21 protein-coding genes and 1 pseudogene are annotated in these 25,689 nt (G+C 39.2%); 14 read left to right on the top strand and 8 right to left on the bottom strand.

The features are described 5' to 3' along the window. The first annotated feature begins 78 nt into the window (after positions 1-78). From nagA to tkt, 5 genes are read left to right on the top strand one after another with little or no spacing between them, the layout of a single operon-like run. Positions 79-1,254 (top strand): N-acetylglucosamine-6-phosphate deacetylase, encoded by a 1,176-nt coding sequence (nagA, locus tag K345_RS0116465; RefSeq protein WP_028975094.1) that lies wholly within the window; start codon positions 79-81, stop codon positions 1,252-1,254. An 11-nt stretch (positions 1,255-1,265) separates the two neighbouring features. After that, on the top strand, positions 1,266-2,075 hold the full coding sequence (gene nagB, locus K345_RS0116470) for a glucosamine-6-phosphate deaminase (RefSeq protein WP_028975095.1): 810 nt from the start codon (positions 1,266-1,268) through the stop codon (positions 2,073-2,075). Between the two features lie 24 nt (positions 2,076-2,099). Then, positions 2,100-3,251 carry an ROK family transcriptional regulator gene (locus K345_RS0116475; protein WP_028975096.1) on the top strand — a complete coding sequence of 384 codons (1,152 nt, stop codon included), beginning with the start codon at positions 2,100-2,102 and terminating at the stop codon, positions 3,249-3,251. Positions 3,252-3,255: 4 nt separating this feature from the next. Continuing rightward, on the top strand, positions 3,256-4,212 hold the full coding sequence (locus tag K345_RS0116480; RefSeq protein WP_028975097.1) for an ROK family protein: 957 nt from the start codon (positions 3,256-3,258) through the stop codon (positions 4,210-4,212). Between the two features lie 57 nt (positions 4,213-4,269). Then, the gene (gene tkt, locus K345_RS0116485; RefSeq protein ID WP_028975098.1) at positions 4,270-6,219 is read left to right on the top strand and encodes a transketolase; all 1,950 of its coding nucleotides are present in this window, start codon (positions 4,270-4,272) and stop codon (positions 6,217-6,219) included. A gap of 106 nt (positions 6,220-6,325) precedes the next feature. Here the strand turns inward: tkt and nadB are convergent, their stop codons facing one another. Genes nadB through K345_RS0116500 form a run of 3 tightly spaced genes read right to left on the bottom strand, consistent with a single transcriptional unit; the run spans position 6,326 to position 10,351 of the window. Continuing rightward, positions 6,326-7,888, bottom strand: a complete 1,563-nt coding sequence (gene nadB / locus K345_RS0116490; protein WP_028975099.1) for an L-aspartate oxidase — start codon at positions 7,886-7,888, stop codon at positions 6,326-6,328. Beyond that, the gene (gene nadC, locus K345_RS0116495) at positions 7,875-8,726 is read right to left on the bottom strand and encodes a carboxylating nicotinate-nucleotide diphosphorylase (protein WP_053228411.1); all 852 of its coding nucleotides are present in this window, start codon (positions 8,724-8,726) and stop codon (positions 7,875-7,877) included. Before nadC ends, nadB begins: the two co-directional genes overlap by 14 nt. A gap of 23 nt (positions 8,727-8,749) precedes the next feature. Continuing rightward, positions 8,750-10,351, bottom strand: a complete 1,602-nt coding sequence (locus tag K345_RS0116500; protein ID WP_028975101.1) for a PAS domain-containing sensor histidine kinase — start codon at positions 10,349-10,351, stop codon at positions 8,750-8,752. A gap of 82 nt (positions 10,352-10,433) precedes the next feature. Here K345_RS0116500 and K345_RS22600 point away from each other — a divergent pair, with 82 nt between their 5' ends. Continuing rightward, positions 10,434-10,781 carry a response regulator gene (locus K345_RS22600; RefSeq protein ID WP_028975102.1) on the top strand — a complete coding sequence of 116 codons (348 nt, stop codon included), beginning with the start codon at positions 10,434-10,436 and terminating at the stop codon, positions 10,779-10,781. On the opposite strand, the gene K345_RS0116510 is transcribed toward K345_RS22600, so the two are convergent. From K345_RS0116510 to fabF, 3 genes are all read right to left on the bottom strand, one after another. Continuing rightward, on the bottom strand, positions 10,778-11,704 hold the full coding sequence (locus K345_RS0116510) for a DUF3187 family protein (RefSeq protein ID WP_028975103.1): 927 nt from the start codon (positions 11,702-11,704) through the stop codon (positions 10,778-10,780). The genes K345_RS22600 and K345_RS0116510 overlap by 4 nt on opposite strands. 35 nt (positions 11,705-11,739) lie before the next feature. After that, the gene (locus K345_RS0116515; protein ID WP_028975104.1) at positions 11,740-12,366 is read right to left on the bottom strand and encodes a Pr6Pr family membrane protein; all 627 of its coding nucleotides are present in this window, start codon (positions 12,364-12,366) and stop codon (positions 11,740-11,742) included. Between the two features lie 69 nt (positions 12,367-12,435). Then, positions 12,436-13,680 (bottom strand): beta-ketoacyl-ACP synthase II, encoded by a 1,245-nt coding sequence (gene fabF / locus K345_RS0116520; RefSeq protein ID WP_028975105.1) that lies wholly within the window; start codon positions 13,678-13,680, stop codon positions 12,436-12,438. Positions 13,681-13,794: 114 nt separating this feature from the next. Between fabF and K345_RS0116525 the strand changes: the two genes are divergently transcribed. From K345_RS0116525 to aspA, 5 genes and pseudogenes are all read left to right on the top strand, one after another. After that, positions 13,795-14,625 (top strand): helix-turn-helix transcriptional regulator, encoded by an 831-nt coding sequence (locus K345_RS0116525; protein ID WP_156888445.1) that lies wholly within the window; start codon positions 13,795-13,797, stop codon positions 14,623-14,625. An 18-nt stretch (positions 14,626-14,643) separates the two neighbouring features. After that, a complete protein-coding gene (locus K345_RS22605) occupies positions 14,644-16,797 on the top strand; it encodes a patatin-like phospholipase family protein (RefSeq protein ID WP_028975107.1) in 2,154 nt (717 codons plus the stop codon). 43 nt (positions 16,798-16,840) lie between these two features. Beyond that, complete coding sequence (locus K345_RS21575) at positions 16,841-18,481, top strand: methyl-accepting chemotaxis protein (RefSeq protein WP_083963827.1); 1,641 nt, start codon at positions 16,841-16,843, stop codon at positions 18,479-18,481. Between the two features lie 99 nt (positions 18,482-18,580). Continuing rightward, a pseudogene (locus tag K345_RS23695) lies at positions 18,581-18,877 on the top strand (Crp/Fnr family transcriptional regulator); the annotation flags it as partial. 72 nt (positions 18,878-18,949) lie between these two features. After that, entirely contained in the window at positions 18,950-20,386 is a 1,437-nt protein-coding gene (gene aspA, locus K345_RS0116540) for an aspartate ammonia-lyase (RefSeq protein ID WP_037572985.1), read from the top strand. On the opposite strand, the gene K345_RS0116545 is transcribed toward aspA, so the two are convergent. After that, the gene (locus K345_RS0116545; protein ID WP_028975109.1) at positions 20,379-21,203 is read right to left on the bottom strand and encodes a sensor histidine kinase; all 825 of its coding nucleotides are present in this window, start codon (positions 21,201-21,203) and stop codon (positions 20,379-20,381) included. The genes aspA and K345_RS0116545 overlap by 8 nt on opposite strands. 178 nt (positions 21,204-21,381) lie before the next feature. On the opposite strand from K345_RS0116545, the gene K345_RS0116550 reads away from it, so the two are divergent. After that, positions 21,382-21,735 carry a hypothetical protein gene (locus tag K345_RS0116550; RefSeq protein ID WP_028975110.1) on the top strand — a complete coding sequence of 118 codons (354 nt, stop codon included), beginning with the start codon at positions 21,382-21,384 and terminating at the stop codon, positions 21,733-21,735. Then, entirely contained in the window at positions 21,732-24,635 is a 2,904-nt protein-coding gene (locus K345_RS22610; protein ID WP_053228413.1) for a substrate-binding domain-containing protein, read from the top strand. The genes K345_RS0116550 and K345_RS22610 overlap by 4 nt, the downstream gene beginning before the upstream one ends. Before the next feature lie 8 nt (positions 24,636-24,643). Here K345_RS22610 and K345_RS0116560 read toward each other — a convergent pair whose 3' ends face one another. Continuing rightward, positions 24,644-24,982: a cupin domain-containing protein gene (locus K345_RS0116560; protein ID WP_053228414.1), complete on the bottom strand. Its 339-nt coding sequence runs from the start codon at positions 24,980-24,982 to the stop codon at positions 24,644-24,646. A gap of 352 nt (positions 24,983-25,334) precedes the next feature. Between K345_RS0116560 and K345_RS0116565 the strand changes: the two genes are divergently transcribed. Further along, positions 25,335-25,689: hypothetical protein (locus tag K345_RS0116565; protein ID WP_028975112.1), on the top strand; the 355-nt coding region annotated here is incomplete at its 3' end.

The following is a 25,689-nucleotide window of genomic DNA, read 5'->3' on the forward strand; positions in this document are numbered from 1 at the left end:
AGTGATATTAGTATTTAACTAGGTTGGTTCACCGAACTAACAAAATACGAAAGAAGACTTTCATGTAGGAGTTAAGCTATGAACAGAATTGTTCTATACAACGCTACTGTTTATACAGGTATTACAAAAGTTGAAAAATCTGCTGTTCTTATTGAAGATGGTCTTATTGCAGATGTCTTTTCCCAAAAGAGATTTGAACAGAAAAATTTTGGAGCTTCTACTAAATTATACGATTTAGAAGGGGCATATGTGACCCCGGGTTTGATCGATACACACATTCATGGTCTTCATGGCTATGGTACAGATGACTGTACTATTGAAGCTATTCTTGCGATGAGTGATGCCTTAACCGAGTATGGTGTAACAGGATTCTGTCCTACTATCTACCCTCAGGCTGATGAGAACTTTATGGGATCCATAAAGGCTAGTGCCGGGGCCATGGGGAAGGAAAAGGGTGCCCATATCCTAGGACTTCATTTGGAAGGTCCCTTTATTAATCCGGAAAAGAAAGGTGTTCAGATTCCTGAGCATATGAAAAGTGTGGACATGGATCTCATGCGATCCTTCTATAAAGCGGCAGGGGGGAATATTGTAAATATGACCGTAGCCCCTGAGCTTAAGAATATGCGTGAGCTGGCGATCTACTGCTCTCGTAAAGGCATAACCCTCCAGGCAGGACATTCCAATGCGACCTACGATCAAATGAGGGAAGGGATGGAAGCAGGCATTACCCACTCTACTCACTTTTTTAATGCTATGCGTTCTATGCACCATAGAGATCCGGGCTTGGTGGGGGCTATTCTGATTCACCCTGAATTAACGTGTGAATTGATTGCTGATGGTGAACATGTTCATCCTGCGATTATTCAGTTATTGGTGAAGGAAAAAGCTGCAGATAAGATTTGTTTGGTAACAGATGCACTCAAACCTACGGGGCAAAAAGCGAAATGTCTCTTTGCTAATAATGAAGAAGTGTACCTGGGAGAAGATGGTATCTTCCATCGTGTTAAGGATGATGTCATCGCTGGTTCGGCTCTTACCTTGAATAGAGGGGTAGCCAATATGGTCGAATTTGGTGTATCTCGTACGGACGCTATTACTATGGCGACCTTGTCACCAGCAGGTATTATGGGCTTTGAGCATCAAATGGGAAGTTTGATTCCCGGCCGATTTGCAAACATCGCTGTATTTGATCATGAGTTCAATGCGAAAGCTACCTTGGTGCGTGGCCAATTTTGTAAGAAGGATATTTAAGGAGACTCTTTATGCGATTAATTATACAAGAAGATTATCAAAAGCTTAGCCGATGGGCTGCTGCTTACATAGCAAGGCGGATTAATCAATTCCAGCCTAGGGCAGACAAACCTTTTGTCCTTGGTTTGCCTACAGGTTCCAGTCCGTTAGGGATGTATAAGGAACTGATTGAACTGTATAAACAATCCAAGGTCAGCTTTCAGAATGTTGTGACCTTTAATATGGATGAGTACAGAGGCTTAGGACCTGAGGATGAACAAAGCTATCACCGCTTTATGTGGGATAATTTTTTCAGTCATATTGATATTAATAAAGACAATGTTAACATTCTCAATGGTTTGGCTGAAGATCCAGAAGCGGAATGCAAGGGTTATGAGGATAAGATGGCTTCCTATGGAGGCATTGATCTCTTTGTAGGAGGAATAGGTCCTGATGGGCATATCGCCTTCAATGAACCTGGATCCAGTTTGTCCTCTAGAACCAGGATTAAGACTTTGACCTACGATACGAAAGTAGCGAATTCCCGATTCTTTGATAACAAGGTAGAACAGGTGCCCACTGAATCTCTTACTGTGGGAGTAGGGACGATCATGGATTCCAAGGAAGTTCTTATTCTGGTTAACGGTCATAATAAGGCCCGTGCTCTCGAACATGCTGTGGAGCAGGGGGTAAATCATATGTGGACTATTAGTTGTCTCCAGCTACATCCTCACGGTATTATAGTTTGTGACGAAGAATCTACTTTTGAACTCAAGGTAGGTACTGTTAAGTATTTTAAGGATATTGAAGAAACGAATTTAGATCCTGATTCTATGATCTAGGTAGCTCTTAAAGGATAATAGTATATGGTTGCTGGTAATCAAGCCTTTCAAAAACAAGCTAATGTGGCTCTCGTTCTTAAGCTTATTAGGGAATACAACCTTATTAGCCGGATTGAGCTCTCACGTCAGCTAGGACTGAAAAAGTCTACTGTTACCAATATTATTAATGAGCTATTGGAATATAACCTTGTAGAAATACGTAAGGAAGGGGATGCTTCCCAGGCGGGGGGCCGTAAGCCTGTCTATCTTGGTATTAATCCCCGTATGGGTTCCATTCTGGGATTAGAACTGGAAGTGGGGTATTTTCGAGCGATTCTTTGTGATATTACAGGACAGGAATTGTGGTCTAAAGTAGAAGAGATTCCCAAAGGTCCCATTGATAATGTTTTTTTTAGGGTTTTAAAACGCTTGGATAGTGATATTAAAGCCCAGCGTATCCCCCTTTTGGCTATTGGTGTGGGTGTTTCTGCTATTGTAAATCATAAAGAGGGCCTCCTTTCTTATAGCCATTCCTGGAAATTGGAAGAGTTTGATTTCTACAATAAGATATCCATGAAGATGGATATTCCTGTTTTTTTTGAAAATGACAGTAATTGCTGTGCCTGGGGAGAGCTTTGGAAGAAGCATGGTATATATCAGAACTTCCTTTATGTTCTGTCCCGATTTCATTATCACAACTTACGAACTACCGATATACCCGGCGTAGGTTTAGGTATGGTAGTGAGAGGTCAGGTCGTTTACGGCTCCTCCTATCGTGCTGGTGATTTTTGTACCAACGATTGGGACGTTCCCGGTACAGAATATTTAGATATGACCAGAGATGAGTTACTTTCTATTGGTCAGGATAAGGATTTGATGATTAAGTTTATGACCAATATTTTTCGTAAGTTATCGGTCACTTTTAGTTTATTTAATCCAGATTCCATCATTCTGGGGGGGGACATTCAATATTATAGAGAGTTGCTTCCTCAAGTCATGGATAACTTAAAAGGAGATAGTTGGTTCCAGGATGGTTCTAATCAAAGCAAAATTCATTTTAATCGTTCCGGGGATAAGGAAATCCCCTATGGGGCAGCGGCTTTTGTTTTAGACAATCTGTATTCCTTACCCCAAGTAGGGAATAAAACAGGTAAAGTCTCATTTGATTGGGATCATGTGTTAATGAGAACTCACTAATATTATGAAATACGCGATAGGTGTTGATATAGGTGGAACAACCATTAAAGGGGTTGTTTATCAGGAAGATGGAACTTTTAGTGAGATCATGAGAATCCCTACCAGGAATAGCCTGGGAGAAACTCAAGTTCTTCCAGCTCTTGATCAGATGGTTCATTCTCTCATGAAGGGGCAGGATGGCCAGCTTGTAGGGATTGGTGCAGGATCTCCAGGCTTGGTTGATGAAGAGGGAAATTTGTTCGGTTCAGCTGTTAACATTCCCGGTTGGGGAAAATTCCCTCTGCGTCAACATATTCAGGATACTTATAATGTGGCTGCCTTTGTGTCCAATGATGTGAATTTGTCTGCCTATGGTGAATACAGACAAGGTGTCGGAAAGGGTTCATCCAGTCTTGTTTGTATTAATCTGGGAACCGGTGTTGGTGCCGGACTAGTTTTACAAGGTCAATTGTATGCCGGTTATACGGGAATGGCTGGTGAAATAGGCCATGTTATTGTTGAAGAAGGGGGCCGCTTATGCAGTTGTGGTCTCCATGGCTGTCTGGAACGTTATAGTTCTGCTACGGGAATTAATGAATCAGCACATCTCTTAATTGAGCAGTTTGATACTCCTTTTGCTCAATTAATTAGAGAAAAAAGTGATCCCTTATACCCTACGGCCAAGGATGTTTATCTTTTTCTTGATAAAGGGGACGCCTTAGCGAAGGCTATTCATGACATAAGCTGTCGTATGCTCGCCAAAGCCATTGGACAAAGTGCCCAGATTCTTAACCCTTCTCTTTTTGTCTTAGGCGGGGGTGTTATGGAGGCAGGTGATGTTATTTTAAATCAAGTTCGGGATTATTTGGACGATTATGTTTTGCCAATGGCCCGTAATGATGTTAAAATTGCCAGGGCTTTGTTAGGTGAAAAGGCAGGTGTGTATGGTGCTGCCTTATATGGATGGGACAGTTGTTCTTGACAGCTTAGACAGAGTTTAGCATAATTTTCCAACAAGTTCTCATTACAGGAGTATCAAATGAACCTATCTGCAATGAAATCCATTGCTAAATCAATTCGCTCATTATCTATGGATGCTGTTCAAAAAGCGAATTCTGGACATCCCGGTTTACCTATGGGTTGTGCGGAAATCGGTGCTGTTTTATATGGACAGGATATAAACATCAATCCCAGTGAATCAGACTGGATTAACCGAGATAGATTTGTCTTGTCCGCCGGACATGGCTCTGCTTTTCTTTATAGCCTTCTTCATTTGTCTGGTTTTAACTTGTCCATAGATGATCTAAAACAATTCAGACAAGTTGGTTCCTTAACTCCCGGGCATCCCGAATATGGGTTAACTCATGGTGTTGAGACAACGACAGGACCCCTAGGTCAGGGTTTTGTAAATGCTGTAGGAATGGCTTTAGCCCAGGAATGGTTCGGGGCTAAGTTTAATACATCTGAACATAAGATATTCGATCATTACGTATATACCCTGGCAGGTGACGGCTGTATGATGGAAGGTATCACTTCTGAAGCCGCCAGCTTTGCAGGGACACAGAAATTAGGTCGACTTATTGCTATATATGATTCTAATAACATTACGATTGAAGGGGATACTAAAATCGCCTTTACTGAAAATGTTGCTGACAGATACAAAGCTTATGGTTGGCAGGTTTTGGTTGGTGATGGTCATAATCCGGAAGAAGTGGCTAAGTTATTAGCAGAAGGTAGGGCAGACACTAGCCGGCCTACTATTATTATTCTTAAGACTATCATTGGTTTTGGAGCTCCCACCAAAGCGGGTACTGCTGGGGTTCATGGTGCTGCTTTAGGTGCTGAGGAATTGGCAAAAACCAAGGAAGCTTTAGGGATTCCCAATGAAGATTTCTGGGTAGATCCTGAAGCTACAGAATTCTTCAAACAGCGAAGAGTGGAATGGCAAAGTAAGTATGACTCTTGGAAGTCTCTCTATGATGCCTGGGCTAAAGCAAATCCATCCTTAAAAGAAGAGCTTGAATCTTATTTGGAAGGTGTTCCTGATCTTAGCAAGGTTACCTGGCCTGATTTTAAAGTCGGTGATGCTGTGGCCACCCGTAAAGCTTCTGGTAAAGTTATTGAAGCCTTTACTAAGACTTTAACCAATGTGATTGGTGGATCAGCTGACCTTAGTCCAAGTAATAATTCTGTTATTACAGGTAAGGAATATTTTAGTCCTGCTACAAGAGAAGGTGTAAACCTTCATTATGGGGTAAGAGAGCATGCTATGGGTGCTATTGCCAACGGTATTGCCCTTTATGGGGGATTAACCACGTTCTGTGCTACTTTCCTCGTTTTTGCAGATTATATGAGACATACTGTTCGTTTAGCTTCTTTGATGGAATTACCTGTTATTTATGTCTTTACCCATGATTCTATCTTTGTTGGTGAAGACGGTCCTACTCATCAACCTATTGAACATGTTGCTTCTTTGAGAATGATTCCTGGTATGCAGGTATTTAGACCGGCAGATGCTCAGGAAACGATTGAAGCCTGGAAATGGGCCTTAGCCTCAGGAGATGCTCCTACTGCTTTAATTCTTACAAGACAGAATTTAACTGTATTCCCTAAACCGGAAGGTTGGCAGAGTGATGCTGCCCGTGGTGCTTATATTGCCAAGGATTGTGATGGTACACCAGATACCGTTTTGGTTGCTACTGGATCTGAAGTAAATATGGCCATGGAAGCTGCTGAGATCAGTGGACGAAAGGTGAGAGTTGTTTCTTTAACCAGTCGAGAGAGATTCTTGAATGAAGATAAAGAGTTCCAATCTTCAATCATACCTGAAGGGGTCCGAAGTATCGGTGTTGAAGCTGGTTCTGAGTTCGGTTGGTATAAGATCGTTGATGAAACCTTTACTATTAACCGCTTTGGTGAATCAGGTAAAGGAAATGAAGTGGCTGAATCTATCGGTTTCACTGCTGATAAGCTCTCGGAATTGATATAGTCTAAAACACAAAACGGCCCTCCTTATGGGAGGGCTTTTTCATTGAAAGTTCCTATAAAGTCCTATCCTCTATTATGAGAATGGGGTGTAATTGGTTTGAAATATATCAGTTCTGACGGTAATGGCAACCTATACTCTGTTTGTTATGTAAAGCAGAGGTGGTGATGATTCCTGCTGATATGACCGCATTGCGAAGTTCTATGATATATCGTGTCAGGGGAGCTTCCTTGTAGAATTTCATGATACGGTGACCATGATAATCAAGATCGGCTTTTGCCCTTTCCAAACCTCTTTTATCCCGTACTATACCCACATAATTCCACATGGTTAATTGAATAAGGTTTAGATCTTGCTTGAGTAACAAAGGATCTGTCTCTTCATCACCTGTAGGAGTTTCCCATAGGGGAATGGAGTCAAACCTTTCTTTGCTAATGAATTCACTTTTGGCTAAAATGGAATCAGCTGCGTATTTACCCCATAAGGCTCCTTCCAATAGGCTCGAGGAGGCTAATCGGTTAGCACCATGTAGTCCTGTACAACTCACTTCTCCTACGGCGTAAAGATTTTTTATACTGGTCTGGCCTTCTGTGTTTACTTTAATACCCCCGCAAAAATAATGAGCTGCGGGCACAATGGGGATTGGTTCTGTTCTAATATCAATACCGACAGATAAACAAGTATTGAAGATCTTAGTAAATCGTTTCTCAATAGGTACTTCTCCTTCATAGTAAGAAGCCAGGTCGAGGAACATGTAGTTTTTACCGCTATTAGTCATTTCATTGTATATAGCTCTGGCCACCACATCTCGAGGGGCCAAATCAGCGTCTGGATGATAGTCTGACATGAAGGTACGCCCTTCATGGTTAATGAGTTTTGCCCCTTCTCCCCGAAGGCTTTCTGATATTAGGAAGCCCTTGATATCACGGTGGAAGAGACTGGTCGGATGGAATTGTACAAACTCTGAATTAATAATATCTGCACCTGTTCGATAGGCCATACTCATACCATCACCTGTACTGGCTTTATTGTTTGTTGTATGCTGATAGAGATATCCAACTCCACCAGTGGCTAGTATGACATTCTGACTGAGGAACGTTATGACTTCCTGGGTTTCGTTGTTGAGGGTATAGACTCCCATTACTTCCCTTTGCCTATACCTTTCCTGTCCATCAAGGGAATGATGATTATTGCTTATTAAGTCGATGGCTGTGTGGTTGCTCTTGATTTCTATGCCAAGATCCTGAGCGTGTTTGATCAGTGATGTTTGAATAGCTTCTCCACTTCGATCTTCATAGTGGAGTATACGTCGTATTGAGTGGGCTGCTTCTTCTGTATAATCCCAATTACCTTGGTTGTTTTTATTAAAAGGGACATTTGCTTCATTAATGAGAAAATCAAAGACCAGTTTAGGTCCGTCTTTAGCAAAAGCTCTGACAGCTTCTGTACTATTGTAATGGCACCCTGCTGTGAGAATATCCTTTACTAGTTGTTCCTCTGTATCTTCCTGTCTATAGGCGATGATACCACCTTGGGCATGGTGGGTATTATTTTTTTCTATTGCCTGATTTTTTGTTAGTACAAGGACGGTTTTGCCTGCTTTCTTTAGATGGATAGCTCCACTTAATCCGGCTACTCCTGTTCCTATAATAATGACATCATATATTTTCAATGTTGGTTTGTTTCCTCATGCTAAAATCGAAAACCTTTACAGAGTGGGTTAGTGCCCCCACAGAGATAAAATCAACACCTGTGAGGGATACTTCTTTGATTCTCTCGAGGGTCATATTACCGCTTGCTTCTGTTTCTGCTTTGTCACCTATGATGGTAACGGCTTGTTTGAGCATCTCTGTTGTCATATTGTCCAGGAGGATTCTATCTACTGAGCAGGCAAGGGCTTCTTCTATCTCATTCAGATTACGGGTTTCTACTTCTATCTTGAATTGAGTATCCCATTTTTTACGTACTCTCTTTACTGCTTCTGTTATGCTTCCTGCGGCATCTATATGGTTATCTTTAATCATAACCATATCATGAAGGCCCATACGATGGTTGGTTCCCCCCCCACAGTTCACAGCATATTTTTCCAGGAATCTTAATCCGGGAATGGTTTTTCTGGTGTCTAATATCCTGGTTTTTCCTTCCAGTTCTGCACAGTATTGGGCGGTTGCTGTGGCTATTCCGCTTAAATGGCCCAGGTAATTAAGAGCTGTTCGCTCTCCTTCTAATAAGGCGAAGGTAGGTCCTGTTAAGCGGGCAATTGTATCCTTTTCCTTCAAAACGTCACCATCACTTTTGAAAAACTCTATCTCGACAGAAGGATCTATTTGTCTAAATACTTCCTGGTAAACATCGGTGCCTGCCAGGACTCCTGCATCTTTGCTAATGAGATAGACCTGTGAGGTCTCTGTGTCATTAAATATGGCACGGCTAGTGACATCTCCCTTTTCCAGAAGGTCTTCCTGGAGGGCTGTCTTAACATGATTCATTATAAAAGGATCTAACTTCATTTCAATAAATTAGCATGTTTCTACTATGTAGAAAAGACTTGATTTTTTATACAGGGGAAATAGAGAGAAAAGGTAGTGCCTTTCCCTAATTCGGATTCGACTTTGATGCAACCACCAAGTTCTTCCATGAATCCATATACTAAGCTTAATCCCAAGCCTGTTCCATTCCCTGCCTTCTTTGTCGTATAGAATGGTTCAAAAATATTACTTAGGGTTTTGTTATCCATACCAGATCCATTATCCGCAATATAGATAACCCCATAGGGACCTTCTTTTATTTTCGGGGTGTCATGTATATTACTTGGTAGGGACTCGACTGTATCTGTTTGTATCAGAATACAACCTTTTTCCTGTATTGCATCTTTTGCATTAATAACCAGATTTATTAGGCTTTGCTCCAGTTGGTTTTGGGATATATTTACCACTAGAGGTTTGTCGATAAGGGAAAGATTCATTTCAATAGAATCACCGGATAATCTATTGAGGATAGGGTAAACCATCTTAAGGAGCTGATTAAGATCTCTGTTTATTTTTTCATCTTTTTGACCTCTGGCAAATACAAGAAGACGGTTGGTTAAGTCCGCTGCTGCGTCTATTCCTTCTTGTATGTTAACTACAGTCCCTTTAAGTTCGTCACTTACTCTGGAACCTAAATATTCACTCAGTGCTGATATTATCATGAGATTGTTGTTGAAATCATGGGCGATCCCACTTGTCAGGCGTCCGAGGGCTTCTAGTTTTTGGGATTGGATAAGGTTTAACTCTCTAGTCTTAATGGTGGTTATGTCGTATACGATGCCCTGTATGAATTCTACTTTTTCCGTTCCCAGTACTTGTCTGAGTTCTTTTAGCCAGAACACATCACCCCTTGTGTGGACGATGCGGTATTCTATGTTGTTTTCCTGTCCTATCTGGTTAAGCGATTCTTCATAATTTTGTTTATAAATCTCTACATCTTCCGGGTGAATGATATCTGTCCAGTCAATGATATTCCCCTGAAAATCATGTACCGAATGTCCTGTTAGGGATTCCACCCTTCCATAATAATAACTCTGGTCATTAATGCGGTCCCATTGGTACAGAATACCCGGGAAATGATTGGCAAAGATCCTAAATCTCTCTTCACTTTCCCGTAAAACTAGTTCCGCTTTTTTACGTGCCTCCATATTTACGGCTTCACATAAAAAATAGGATTTGCTTTTTTTGTAATGTCCGTAGTATCTTGTAAAGATAAGAGAATGAGGAACGGGACGACCTTTGGAATTGATAAGGTCTAGGTCAAACTGTAAGCGGACTTCCCCTCTCAATCTACTTTGAAGTAAAAAAGGCAGATCTGTGGTTGAGACTCCACCTTGTGGTCTGATGAATTTAAGAAGTGATATTGTTTCTGATGATTTTAATTGTTGAGCCCCAATGAGAGATTGCCCCGCATTATTTATTTGTATAATGCCCAGATTGTCATTTAAGAGAAATATAGCTTCGGGATGAGAAGTATAGAAGTTTTTCCATAATTCTTTTGTAACTATGCTACGTGTTCGGAAGTGTTTTATAATATTTGTGATTAGGACGATTAAAAATATTAAGTTGAATATTAAGGATATTGGGTAAATATAACTGTTATACATTACCTAATTCATTTAAATATTGAATTTTATTAAAGTCAAGTTAAAATGTAGTATATTGGCGAGTGCCGATTAGGGTAGGAGTATGAAGAGGATTTTGATAATAGATGACACAGTAATGCTTGTAGGTGCTTTGGATCTCATGATGAGTGATTTAGGCTACGAAGTTGAGGGGGTGTCTGATTCCATTAAAGGAGAGCAGATCGCTATTGATCAGGATTACGATCTTATTGCCATTGATCTGAGGATGCCTCATAAAAACGGTGCAGAAATTGTTGAAAGCATACATAAAGCTAAACCAAATGCTCGTGTTGTTGTTATGACCGGTTATCCTGATGACCCAATGGTAGAACGTTCTCTCGCTGCCGGTGCATTGGGTGTGATCCCTAAACCTTTTCGTGTAGAGAAGTTAATAGAATATCTCCCTTCCTAATGATGGTAAGTTAATCCAAGGTTAACAGCTATGTCCGAAGTCGCGTAGCTTAAAAATTCTTGTGTAAAGCTTGTATCTATGCTTACATTTCTGGATAAAAGGGTTCTATATCCCACAGTTATATAACGAGAGTCATAATCTATACGACTATGGCCTGACTCATAAGGACTCGTCTGTCCATGTATCTGAACAAGGACTCTTTGGGTGGAATTGACCTTCCAGGAGGCCATTACCCCATATAAGAGGCTAAATTCAGAAAAGGGAATATCTAATATGTGGGGATCAGACCAATAAGCCAATCCTCCATTTAAAGTAATGGTCCAAGGTCCTAAATCTCTATATAAAATGCCTAGTAATTGGTAATCCCATGTATCATATCCTAAGGGAAAGGCGGGATTTATACTGGGTAATTTAATACCTCCCTGTCCTTGTACTAACCATCTGTTTCCCAGACTAGGTGTTATGATTGTATAGGTTAGACTTTGCACCCCCCAGTTTTTGCTATCATTTGTATATTTGTATTGGGGGGAAGTATAGTGAATCATGGCAACATTGTCTGGATGATGCTCTCTGCCTCCATTGGGGAATCCAAACAGATGGTGAAAGGATTGAATGGCAGGATCAAAAACTCCAGGACTGTGAAATACTAAAGGTAGACTTATGCGGCTATTCCAATTATGGGGTAAAGGAATATTTTGTTCCCCTAACCATTGGTAATCTTCCCCGTCAATCCATAATTCCCAATCTTCATTAAGGATATGATTGTCGTATCTATAATAATTGGATGCTGTCATCTGAATACTGGTGGTTCGTGTCCTCCCATCGGTAATCCCCTGGGGAATATAAGCAATGAATCCCTGGAAGAAAGGATACAAGTTTCTTTTATGTATAGGTTCATCCAGGTTTTGGCTGTCTAATATCACTGGGAATCCCAGAATAAGGAGGAGAAGGAATAGTTTTACTTGCTTAGCTTCTTCGGATATAAGCGATTTAAACCAATTAATAAGACCCCCACAGTAATAAAAGCACCCAGTACAATGAATAAGTTAGCAAAATAAGAGCCTGGACTCTGGTGCTGATAATCTAAAAAGAAATACCGGAATTGGCCTGTCATTGAACCTTCGAATGAACCAAAACCCAGGTAAAGCAGAGGGTAAATGAGCCAATAGAATACATATTTAAATTTGTATGATTTTTTTTCCTGAGTCAATATCCAGTCTAATAGAAATAAACTGGGTACAACAGTATGGGTGATGGTATTTATAACGAGTACCATCCCTTGAGGATCCCATGTTTGGGCTAAAAGCAGATTATACACTAATCCTGTGATAAGGATATAAAGCGTAACTGCACCATGGACACTGGAACGGATTGGAAAGGACCTTCCCGGTAGAAAATCATTGTATATTTCCATAGCTAAGAAGAGGACAACGAATATATTACTTTGGATTGTAAAGTAGAGGACCACATCTAAAGGCCCATTATTATCATGAAGAAAAAACATCTGATTAATGACGGCGAAAAGGGCAAAGGCGAAGATGATCAACCTAAAGGTTCCAAACCATTTATTTTTTTTAAACAACAATTTATAGCTCCTTTTTTACCTAATATAGCACAATAGAATTGGGTTGCCCATAAAGGCAACCCAATGGTATTAGACTTTACCCAGGATCAGGCTGGAGTTATGTCCACCGAACCCAAAGCTATTAGATAGAGCTGCTTTGATAGGTTTTTCAATAATGTCCTGTGGTAATAGAATAGGGGGAAGTTTGGGATCCCTGTTGAAGATATTGATATTAGCTGGAATAATTCCGTTTTGTATCGCTAGACTGGTTATTACAGCTTCTACACCGGATGTTGCTCCTAAAAGGTGTCCGTGATAGGACTTAGTGGATCCAACATAACATTTGTCGACAGCCGAACCTAATAATTTGGCAACCCCTTCCGCTTCTGCTATATCTCCTAAAGGAGTAGAGGTTCCATGGGTATTAATATACCCCAAATCTTCTGGATTCAGTTGAGCTAATCTCATGGCTTCTCTCATCGCTATAAAAGCCCCTTTTCCTTCTGGATCCGGCTGGACAAAGTCATAGGCATCTCCAGACATTCCACAGGATAGAACTTCAGCTATGATAGGGGCATTTCTCTTAACAGCATGTTCATAATCTTCCAATATCAGAACCGCTGCTCCTTCAGAAAGGACAAAGCCATCTCTATCTGTATCATAAGGACGGGAAGCCGTAAGAGGATCCTCATTTCTTGTTGATAGGGCTCTCATATTCCCAAAACCTGCGATAGATATATCCAGTAGAGCTCCTTCTGAACCTCCCGCCACTATCATATCAGCCATATCATTCTGAATAAGCATAGTCCCAGTGGCTATTGAATGATTAGCTGTAGCACAGGCTGTCTGCAGGCTAAAATTGGGGCCTTTCAAACCGTATAATATACTGACGACTCCCGCAGCCATATTACCAATGGACATGGGTATATAAAAGGGACTAACACGACGTGGTCCTTTCATGGCCATTGCTGTGCTATTGTCGTGCTGTACTTGTAATCCTCCAATTCCAGAACCTAAGGTCACTCCGATACGTTCTTTATTAGGGACCGTTTCTATGCCTGATTGCTCGGCTGCTTCAGCCATAGCTGCTACGGCATAGTGGCAAAAGCTATCCATCCGCTTGGCCTTCTTAAGCATATCACCTTCAAAATATTGTGTGTAATCGAAGTCTTTTACTTCGCCTGCTATCTTTACACTAAGGTTTTCTGTATCAAATTTCGTTATATTAGTAATTCCTGACTGTTTATTGAGTATTGTTTGCCATGTTTGAGCTACATTGTTCCCTAAGGGATTAACTGTACCCATTCCAGTAATGACGACTCTTTTTTTACTCATCTTAACATCCTTATTATCATAGGCTGATTTAAATCTAACTAGTCTTTGAAATAAAATCTTTATGAATTATCCAAAAATATTGTGCAATTGTCTGATAGCTATTATTTTAATGTTATGAAACTATATTTCTTCATTAGAAAAATCTCTTTAGGATCCAGAGGTTTTGATCTTCGTCCTATTGGTGAGAAAGGGCAAAATGAGATTATTTATTGCCTAACTGGTCAAGGAGAGCTATATGGGAAAGGTGAGAAACCTTTTCCTGTAACAAAAGGGACAATACTGTTGAATCCTGTTGGTAAGTTTCATGGTCAGGAAGAAGATTTTCAACTTGTCCATATTATTTTTTCTGAAGAGCTTTTTATGGAAGAAGTGAGTATGGGAAAGCAAGCTTTATTCATCCTCGAACGTATAAAGGACTATGATAGGGATCCTCTTTACATCTATATGTCTAACATTGGAACCGAAAGGATGAACTCATTAGTGGATAGTATGCTATGGGAATTTAAAAATAGATATAGAGGCTATTCCTGGGCCATTCGTCTTAAGCTTATCGAGTTGTTGATTACGGTCATTCGGGATAAGAGGTTCAAAGTTCCATTGGAAGATATTCGTCCTCCACAGAATACACATATTCAGGAAGTGGTGGATTTCTTAAATCGAGAATATCAGAATCAGATTACCGTGGAAGATATTCTCGATTTTTGTCCTTTGAGTAGATCTCATTTCCATGCCTTGTTTAAACAGGAGACAGGGCAAACATTGGTGGATTACTTGAACACCGTTCGTTGTCGTGAAGCGAGAAACCAATTGCTTTTGACAGATAAAAAGATAATTGATATTGGTACGGACTGTGGGTTTAATAATTTAAGCCATTTTTACCACATATTTAAGAAAAAGATGGGCCATTCTCCCCGGCAGCTACGCTTGTTGGAAAGCAAGAATTAAGGGTACTATAGTGGTAATATGAATAGAATAAAATGTTTAGCCATAGGTTTGATATTACTTTTTCCTTTTTTTGCGAATGCTGAAAAAATCGCTCTTGTTCTGTCCGGTGGAGGAGCTCTTGGTTTTGCTCACATAGGAGTGATTCAGGTATTGGAAGAAGAAGGAATAGATCCTGATATTGTAGTTGGTTCCAGTATGGGCAGTATTATAGGCTCATTATATGCCACGGGCTGGAAATCCCAGGATCTGGTGGATGTGGTGACCAATACTAACTGGCAGGAATTGTTTCTGGATACGTACAACAGATCTCTGTTGAGCTATGATGAGAAGAAAGCTCAGGCTGATTATTTATGGCGTTTTCCTATTAAGATTAATGACAGACTGGAAAATCTTGGTATTTCTCATGCCCAGCAGGTCATGGAATATCTAGACAACTTACTGATACCATATAATAACGTTCAAAGCTTTGATTCCCTTCCACGACAATTTAGGGCTGTGTCAACAGATGTACTGCATGGAGAAGCATTTGTCCCGGATCATGGGGATTTAAAAACCATAATAAGAGCTTCCATGTCTATTCCTGGTGTTTTTACTCCTGTGTACTATAAGGGGCGTTATCTTGTTGATGGTGATTGGTCGAATAATGCTCCTACTGATGTGGCTAAGAGTTTAGGAGCTGATAAAATTATACTGGTATCCCTTTTTGACTTCAAAACAGAAGCTAATGAAATCAGTAATGTGAATCAATTAGCAAATCAAGCTATGCTTCTTCGTATCAATGATCGTTTAAAAAAGAGTCTTGAATTGGCAGATATTCTTATCGAGCCAGATGTCGATTCCTACACCCCGGCTAATTTTCAACAGGCCAATGAGCTTATTAAACTGGGATATGAAGCTGCTAGTGCTCACAGGGAAGAGTTGAAGGCCCTTGCTTTAGAACAGACTTCGAAGTCAAGAGTCTATAAAGCCAAGGATGATACACAAATTCGTATTAATGATATCATCCTGTCTCCTCCTTATGATGTAGATGTTAGTTTTATTGATAAAGATACAAATGCTGTTACTTTACAAGAACAGGTTTATAGCCTGTTTGATCGGGGAAAATATTATAATGTGCGATACCGTTTGGTTCCCATGGAATTTGGTCGCAACAATCTTGTTATTGAACTCGATCCTGTAGAAAAACCAAAGGTGATGGCCTCCTTTGGTTACGATTTTCATAGTCAAACCATTGATAGCCGGATTTCTTATATGGCTCTTAAATCACAATTAGAATATTACTGGGGGAAGGATCTTAATTCTTCTGTAGCCGCACGGGTAAATTTACAAACCAGACCTTCTTTCGAGCTTGCTTATAAGCATCAGTTTCGTCCTTTTGCTCTTGAAGCAGAATACCGTTTTCTCAATGATAACCAGTATTTTTTTGATAGCAACGGCATTGAAGCTCAGTATATTCTAACCAGATCAGGTATGGCCCTAAACAGTATATGGTCTCTAACTAATTTTATAAATTTAAAGGTAACTGGATATGGGACTTTCTATAATACCAGAAGGGAGTCTGGTACTGTTTTATTTGACAATGATAATTGGTTTAGATCCGGAATGATCGGAGAATTCTCAATTGACACATTAGATAGAACGATAACTCCGAAGAGCGGAATAAATTCCCGACTTAGCTTTGTAGAGTCTATAGATGAAGATCAGAAGACCCTTGGCTATTCCAGTTTTTTATTTGATGCTTATATTCCCATAGGTGAACGTTTAATAATCAACCCTTATGGGGAAAATCAAAACATTGTTCATGGTAGGATGAAGACTGTGGAAATGCCCTCATTAGGAACAAATCATCTGGCTCATGGATATTATTCACAGGAAATCCGGGCTGAAAATCTTGTTATGGCGGGACTTAAGAATAGAATCTATTTGTTTGATTTGCCCTTAGGTCTTGGGGAAGAGTTTTATGGAGAATATACTATAAATGGTATTTTTAGTTGGGAGGATTCTGCTGTTGATACCTATAGTACTCTGAGAGAATTCTGGGGAGGGTCGATAGGTCTGACAGCCAATACCTCCATAGGGGAATTAACCGGTTTAATTGGTCTTAATGATGACCTGGAATTTTCAGGTTTTCTAGGTCTAAAAACCACCACATCCTTTACCAGTAATTATTAATTTATATTTGATTTTCTAAATTTCGTCTTTCATAATTTAGCTTATGAAGAAGATCTTTTCCATGAAATGGAAGTTTATTATTCCTGTAGTTATTGGCTTATTAGTTACTAGTATACTATTTGCGTTCATCTATGTGACAGATATCCGCCATAGTTCCCTAAACGCCATAGTCGAAAAGAGTCGGGCTATTTTGCTTAATACAGAAGCAGTCAGAGAAGAGATGGAAACGAAATGGGACTTGGATCTTTTTACTGTAGAAATGCTTAAGACCTGGAGTGATGATGGAAGACAGGATAAAGTTTTAGCCTCTGTTCCGGTGGTCTCCTCTTGGCAATCTGCCCAAAGTAAAGCCGAAGAGGGAGGGTATGAGTTTCGTGTTCGTAAAATTCAACCTCGTAATCCTGCTAATGAACCAGATCCTTTGGAATTGGAAATCCTTCAAACCTTTAGAGAAGAAGGAATCCCTGAATACTTCATGATAGATAAGGATAAGAATGCTGTACGATATTTCCGACCGGTTATCCTGGGTGAGTCATGCCTGATATGTCATGGTGATCCTGCTCTTAGTCAGGAATACTGGGGCAATAATAAAGGCTTGGATCCTACAGGGGCTTTAATGGAAGATTGGTCTGCTGGTGAAGTTCACGGGACATTTGAAGTCATTAGCTCTTTAGAGACTATGGATAATGCTGTCCGTTGGGCTATAGTGAAAGTTTTGTTTATAATTGGTGTCATATTAATTGTTTTAATGATGATACTCTATCACATTATCAATAGACCTATTAAGGTTTTAAAAGAATGTGTTTTTGTTGCCCAGGAAATAGAAACGGGCAATCTCAGAGTATCTATTCCAGATGCGGCAAATGATGAAACGGGTCAATTGGTTGAGTCCTTCAAAGCTATGACAACTCGTTTATCTGATATCACAAGATCTATAACCCTCGGCGCTGAACAAATAGCTCAGGCAAGTACAGAAATAGCAATGGGCAATCAAGATCTGTCTAACAGAACAGAACAACAGGCCGCTGCTTTAGAAGAAACTTCTTCAGCCATGGAAGAGATGCGCTCCTCCATAGACTCCAATGGTGAAAGTACAAGATTAGCGGATCAATTAACAAGAGATACATTGGCTAAAAGTAAAGAAGGTGCCGGTGCTGTACAAACGATGATCCAATCCATGAATGAAATAAATGACTCAAGTAATAGAATTGCAAATATCATAGGAGTTATGAACAATATAGCCTTTCAAACTAATTTACTGGCCTTGAATGCTTCTATTGAAGCTGCTAGGGCGGGAGAACAGGGCAAAGGCTTCGCTGTTGTGGCTGTCGAAGTTCGTAAGCTCGCCAAGAGATCAGACAAAGCTGCTGGTGAGATAACAGAAATCATAAAAGCAAGTAATGGTAAGGTTATGGAAGGAGTGGATATTGCCAATACAGCAGGTCATGTTCTTACCGAAATTCAGGAGGCTGTAGCTAAAGTAGCTTCTCTTGTAGGTGAAATATCTTCCACATCTCAAGAGCAACAAGCCAGTGTTGAGGAGATTAACGAAACCATGACTAGTTTAGATGATAATACTCAACGTAATGCCGCTCTGGTTGAACAAGCCGCTTCTGCAACAAAAGAGTTATCTGACCAGGCTCAAGATCTAACGCACAATATGAAGTTTTTTAAAATAGATTAACTTAACTGGTGTAAGCAAAGCAAACTCTATAAACTAAGGGAATAAAATCATTACCTCTAGGAGAGTCCTGTGTTTTTATCCAAGGTTGAACTATTTGACATGTTACCTAATGAAGAATTAAGCAAGATAGAAAGTCATTCTTTAAATAGAAAATACAAAAAAGGAGATTCTCTGTTTAGCCAAAATACTAAGATGGATCATATCTTTGTTATACAAAAAGGAAGCATTCTTGTTTACAAATATAATGGGGAGGGAGTGAAAGAAAGTTTGACTATCTTCTCGGAAGGGGAGTTCTTGAACGAAACCCTTATTGTTCAACCTGAGGGCGTTCATACGGCTTTTGCAGAGGCCTATACCGATTGTGAAGTGTTATTGATTCCCAAGGACTGGATATTTGAATATCTTCGTAATGACGGTGTCATCGCTTTAGCTGTTAGTGGCCGTATTAGTTCTATCATGGCCAGACGAATGGAATATGCCAGTCCACGTCAGGATAATGTATCCACACTCTATCATTCTACTTTAACCAGATTGGAGCATGATTTATTAGGTGACAAAGATGTTCCTTCCCGTGCTTATTATGGTGTTCAAACTTTAAGGGCCAGAGAGAATTTTAACATTAGCGGTATGTTATTGAATTTCTATCCCCTTATCATCAAGGGCTTAATGATGGTTAAGAAGGCAGCCGCTTTAGCTAATTATGAGCTGGGAAGTATGGAGCAGAAAACGACAGAAGCCATTACACAAGCTTGTGATGAAATAAATCATGGCATGCTGCACAATCATTTCATTGTAGACATGATTCAGGGCGGGGCAGGCACCTCTGTTAATATGAATGCCAACGAAGTTATAGCCAATAGGGCTTTAGAAATCCTGGGATATGAAAAAGGGGACTACAAGCATTGTCATCCCAATAATCATGTAAATCTATCCCAATCCACCAATGATGCCTATCCTACAGCTGTTAAGATTGCCTTAATGATGGGGAATCAGGAACTAGTACTTGGTCTTAAGAAACTCATAGCGGTTTTGGAAGAAAAGGCTTTTGAGTTTAGGAATATTATTAAGATGGGCCGAACACAACTGCAGGATGCCGTACCTATGACATTAGGTCAGAGTTTTAGAGCTTTTGCTACTACTTTAAAGAATGATATTAATCAATTAAATGGAACTTCTGATTTATTCCTTCAGGTGAATATGGGGGGGACGGCCATAGGTACTGGAATTAATGCAGATCCTGCCTACAGTGGCCGTGTCATATCTCATTTGAGAGATATTACTGGATTCGATATCCATTTAGCTACAGATTTGATAGAAGCCACCCATGATACAGGCTCTTTTGTTATGTATAGCTCAGCCTTAAAACGACTGGCTGTTAAATTATCAAAGATCAGTAATGACTTACGATTGCTGTCATCAGGACCACGGACAGGATTAAATGAAATCAACCTTCCTCCTATGCAACCTGGGTCTTCTATCATGCCTGGTAAGGTAAATCCTGTTATTCCTGAAGTTGTTAATCAAATTGCTTTTAAAGTAACAGGTAATGATTTGACAGTTACTATGGCTGCTGAAGCAGGACAGTTAGAGTTAAATGTTATGGAACCTATTATTGTGGAGTCTTTATTTGAATCCATTGAAATGCTAAAAAATGGTATGTCCACATTGGGAGAACGCTGCATTGCTGGTATTACTGCTAATCCCGAAGTCTGTCGAGGATACGTTGATTCCTCTATTGGTCTTGTTACTGCTTTAAACCCCCATCTGGGCTACGAAGTGAGTACCTCTTTAGCCTCAGAAGCTTTGGCGTCAGGAAGAGGCATTGGTGAACTTGTCCTGGAGAAGAAATTACTGACCGCCCAAGAATTGGAGGCCATTCTGGATCCGGAGAATATGATCAGGTAAGGGGAAAGGAGAAGCTAGTATGGGCCCCTTCTTTATTTTCGAAGCTGATAGTTCCTTTCAGTTGGTCAATGACGGCTTGGATAATGGTCAATCCTAGACCAGTATGCTGGGTTGAATTAAAGTCTTCCTTGAAACCTTCACCATTGTCTTCAATGGTGACAATGCAGGTTTTATGGCTGATTTTGGCTGATGCCTTAATCTTTAAATAACCATTCCTGGTGCCGTATTTTAAGGAATTAGTGAATATTTCATTGAAAATAATACCCAAAGACGTTGCTTGTGAATGTTCTATGTCCCCATCATCGTAGTCTGTCTCCAATTGCATTTTAGATTCTGAAGGAAATATTTTCACTAAGCCATTTGATAAGTCTTCAAGATATTCTCTGAGAGAAATCTTTGTATTATCATCTGACTCTCTGTGACTTAATTTGTCATACACTGATCGAATCGTTCCTATCCGGCTGGAAGTTTCTATTAAGGCTTGTTTGCACTTTATATCTTTTAATTCTTCTGACTGTAAATATATAAAGCTTTCCATGGAGGTAAAATGATTTTTTACTCTGTGATTGATCTCACGAATAAGTGTATTCTTATCACGTAAGTTTTTACGTAACTCTTTTATTTGAATTAGATTAACAAATAGTAATGTAATACTAAGATAGAGGGATAGAATTAGTAATTCATCTAATTCCCAGTCCTCATGTCTATGAGAGAAGGCAATCAGATTCTCTAGTAAATCAAAATGTTTGGAGATAAGAAAAATGAGTATACCTAGTAACACAATGATTAACCATCTAATGTATGTTTTTCTTAACATGATTGAGGTGATCTCCATTCTAATTTACTACAAATTCAAGAATACATCACTATTAATGATACCACAATAGAAGAATTGGAAAAAATAGAGAAAATAAACCTATGTTAAATGTATTGGATAATTAAAAAAAAACTGACAAAATGAATAGAACGTTATAGATATAGTAATGAGGTATTTTATGAATTCTTCTAACAAAAGAAAAATAATGATCTTAAGTGATCCTAGCTATGACGCCTATATAAGATATCAAGCTATAAAAGAACGTATTAATTCCATAGAAAATTATAATTGGGAAAATCTTTCTATTGATTTGAGTCACATAAACCCAGATACTAATATACGTAGGTTTAATAGTTACTGGATAGAGGAATTTAAAAGACGCTCAGATATGGCGGATAAGATCCTAATACTGGGCGAAGAAGGAAAGTTAAGTACCATTTTGATAGAAGCAGTTGATATTTTAAAGCATAAGGACAAAATGATTTATGTTAAAAGCGGCGAGAGTATCGCAAACTTTTCACTAAATTTATGAGTCAAACGGGAAGAAAACGTCTTGCCTATCTTACACGAGGAATGACTGGTGCAGGTGGAATAACAACAGATACGGCTCGTATTATATGGGATAGTTTGTATGATACCTGCCAGCAACATCAGTGTGACCTTATTACCTTTGTTGGTGGCAGAAACCCGGAAAGTGAAGATAATTTTGTTTATGAATTATGCCAATCTGATCAAGTTGATGGTATAATTGTATGGGCCAATTCCATTCCAAAGCACACCGCCGCACTCTTACAGCACTATGTCCATCTTCCCATTGTAACTCTTTCCGTCAAGGTTGATGATTATCCCGTTATTGCCATTGATAATAAACAGGGGATAAAAGAAATTATTGATCACTTGATTCAGGAGCATGGGGTTAAGAAAATAGCTTTTATCCGTGGCCCTGAAGGCCATTCCTATGGTGATGAAAGGCTTGAAGCATACAAAGAATCACTTAAAGCGCATAATATCCCTTATGATGAGAATCTTGTATCAAAATCTCTAGAATGGGATAAGAAGACCGGACAAATGGGAGTAGAATTACTTCTGAAAGACCGTCACTTAAAGCCACCTCATGATTTTCAAGCTATTATGTGTGCCAATGATAGAGTAGCAATAGGTGTTCTAGATGAATTAGGCAAATACAACTATAATTGTCCCAAAGATGTAATAGTCACAGGGTTTAATAATCTTGAAGAAGCTAGAAGTTTTACCCCTTCTATAACTAGTGTCTCCATGCCTTTTGCAGAACAGGGGCGGAAGGCCGTAGAAGTACTATTAGAAATGATTAACACCCAGAATCCAGTGAGTGATGTAATCTTGCCTTCTTCCATGATAGTTCATGAGTCCTGTGGTTGCCCTCATAGATGGAATTTCCATTTAGAACATGCAAAGATTGAAAATATACCCTTCTTGAAAACCTTAGACATATTGGAAGCAGAAACTGAGCTTATTTGCGAAGAGATTAAGAAGCCTCTTATTGATCTTGATATATTTACAAAAGATATGATTAGGCAATTCCATGAGGGGATTGTCCATGCCTTGAAAAATGATGAACCACATTTATTATTTATGATAGTTGATAGAATCCTGGAAAAACACTCTTTTGAAGTATTATTAGAGCAATGGTACTCCTTATTATATCAGTATCGTAAATCCTTTCATCGCCGGACTTCAAATGAGGAAACCCGGTTAAAATTAGAAAATACCTATATCCCTGTTCGAGGCTATCTGACTGATAAATTTTTAAAACTTAACAATAAAAATAAAATGGATTCGGCATTAAGAGCTGAACAACTTCGTTTAGCGGACGAAGTATTAACTATGTCTCAGTCGATGGATGACGTTGTGAGGGGATTCTCTTATCTGGCTAAGACGCTTAACTTCCCTTCTGCTTATTTAGTCCTTTTCCCCTATCACTATGAAGGAAAAGGCTTACCTCCTACTTCAAAATTGGGAGGACATATTTCAACAGTTGATAGTCCAAGTCTGAATTGTCCTTTGATTTTTCCCACTAAATCTTTTCTGCCCAAAGAATCTGCTTTCTATCATAGATCAGGACATTATGTGATTCGACCGCTCATGTTTGGTGACGAAAAGTTAGGGTATGTGGTCTATGAATTAGGTCCCAGAGAGGGGACTATCTATGAATCAATGACAACAAAGTTATCTACAGTTTTAAAAAGTGCTTTGTTAGCAGAGGCTCTTCATCAAGAGAGCTATAAACTGGCACGGGCTAATGAAAGTCTCTTAGAGGAACAATATGTCTTGGATTCGTTTATTGAGAGTGTTCCAGACCTTATCCATTTTAGAAGTACTACAGGTGAGATCACAAGAGCCAATAGTGCCTATATCAAAGCAATTGGTTATGATACTCACGAGCAGGTGATTGGTAAAAATATGGAAACACTCATAACTACGGAACGATTATCAAAAACGCAATATTGGGAGCAGTTGATTCTAAGAGAAAGCCAACAAACCTCTACTGTTGAGGAATCCTATGAAACAGAAAAAGGAGTTATCTGGTACTTAACTACCAGAATGGTTCTCAAAAATATCATGGGACAAACTGAGGGTTTTTATGAAATATCACGCAATATTACTCCCCTTAAAAAATCCATTGCCAAGGAACAAAAGGTTAATGAAGAATTGAGGATAACTCAAAAAAGGTTGTATGAAGCTGAGAAAATGGCCGCCTTAAGTGAATTAGTTGTGGGCGTAGCTCATGAAATTAATACTCCCATAGGAGTTTGTATTACAGCGGCTTCCTTCCTTGATGATCATATGAATGATTTATTGTCCACTGTTACTGATAGTTCTATACATTCCTGGATTCAAACATCAAAGGATACCTCACATATGATATTGGATAATCTACGAAAAGCGGCTGATCTTGTTCAAAATTTTAAGGAGATTGCTGTAGAACAACGATTTGAAGAAAAACATCACTTTGATCTTTGTGAGTACGTAAAAAGTATCATTCAAATAATGTCTCCACAACTGGATAAAGGACAACATAGTATCGAGTTACATTGTGAAGGATCCCTGGAAGTTGATAGCTTTCCTTCCTTTATTAACCAGATTTTATCTACTCTAATACTGAACTCTATTAATCATGGATTCGATAAAAAAGAAAAAGGGCATATCGATATAAGTATCAATAAGGAAGAGAAACACATCCTTGTGACTTATAAGGATAATGGCTGGGGAATGACGGAAGATACAAAAAACAAGCTTTTTAATCCCTTTTACACTACCAAAAGAAATGAAGGTCATACAGGTTTAGGTATGAATATCATATACAACCTTGTTTGTCTGAGGTTAAAAGGAGACATCAAGGTTGAATCTGAATGGGGAAGGGGGACTACTTTCCTTATTACCTTCCCCGTTTAATGTTTTACTTATCTTAAATCATCCCTGGGTGGTGAAAAAATATCCAGTAAAACGGCTGGTTCATCAAAAGTCCATGCATTATGTTCCACTCCTATGGGGGCATGATACCACTCTCCAGGATGAAGTTCTTTTTCAATTCCACCAATATTAAATCCCAGTCGACCACTGACACAATAACCCATTTGTTCCTGAATATCGTGGCTATGGGGAGGAAAGGTTTTGTTAGGGGGGAATCTATATTCGACTACTTGTAAGTTCTTGCCTGTATAAATTCTCCTTTCTACATTGCCCTCTACAATCTCAATTTTCATTTCATGAGGTCCGATAAAAAAATCTTTAGCTTCCATAATTCCTCCGCCTCTATCCTAGCAAACCCGGGAGCCACATGGCTATAGCAGGAATGTAAGTCATTAAAAGTAAAATAGTCCTTTTTTCTTCCATATGCTAGGAGATAGACTGGTAGGCGAATGGTCTCTTTGTAGATATTGGGAGAACTAAGGACCCTCTTGTCCTAAGAGCTTTTCTGATATCTTCTAGTACTAATGTATCTTTACAACATTCAAAGGACATAACATTATCGAATGTGTAATAGGATAATTTAAATTTATTGAGAAAAAATTTTAGAAAATATTATAAAAGTGATCTATAATTTCATTTGTTTAAGTATTTACACATAAATAAATAAAAAAAGGGCAACAAATGAAAAAGAAAAGTTCAATTCTCCTATTTATAATCTTGTTAATCATAAGTGTAAACTCAATATATGGACAAAGCCAATATGACCTTTCACAAAACTATGACTCCTCTTTATTAGAAGTGTATTTGGACAAAGCCGATCAACAACAGACACAAGATGATTGGTTTCGCTTAGCCGAGTATGGAGTCGAAGCGGTTGTCGCAAAATGGGAACAGGAATTAACAGTAGTTCAAGGGGAAGACCTTGATATTGAGGGAGAAAAGAACGCGCTTGAGCAAAATCTAAATGAGATAGTTGAAGAACGTCTTATAAAGTATTTGTCAAAACAGTTTTTTCTTAATCTAAATGGGCCTGAAT

The sequence above is a fragment of the Spirochaeta cellobiosiphila DSM 17781 genome (assembly GCF_000426705.1).
Classification (GTDB): Bacteria; Spirochaetota; Spirochaetia; order DSM-17781; family DSM-17781; genus Spirochaeta_E; species Spirochaeta_E cellobiosiphila.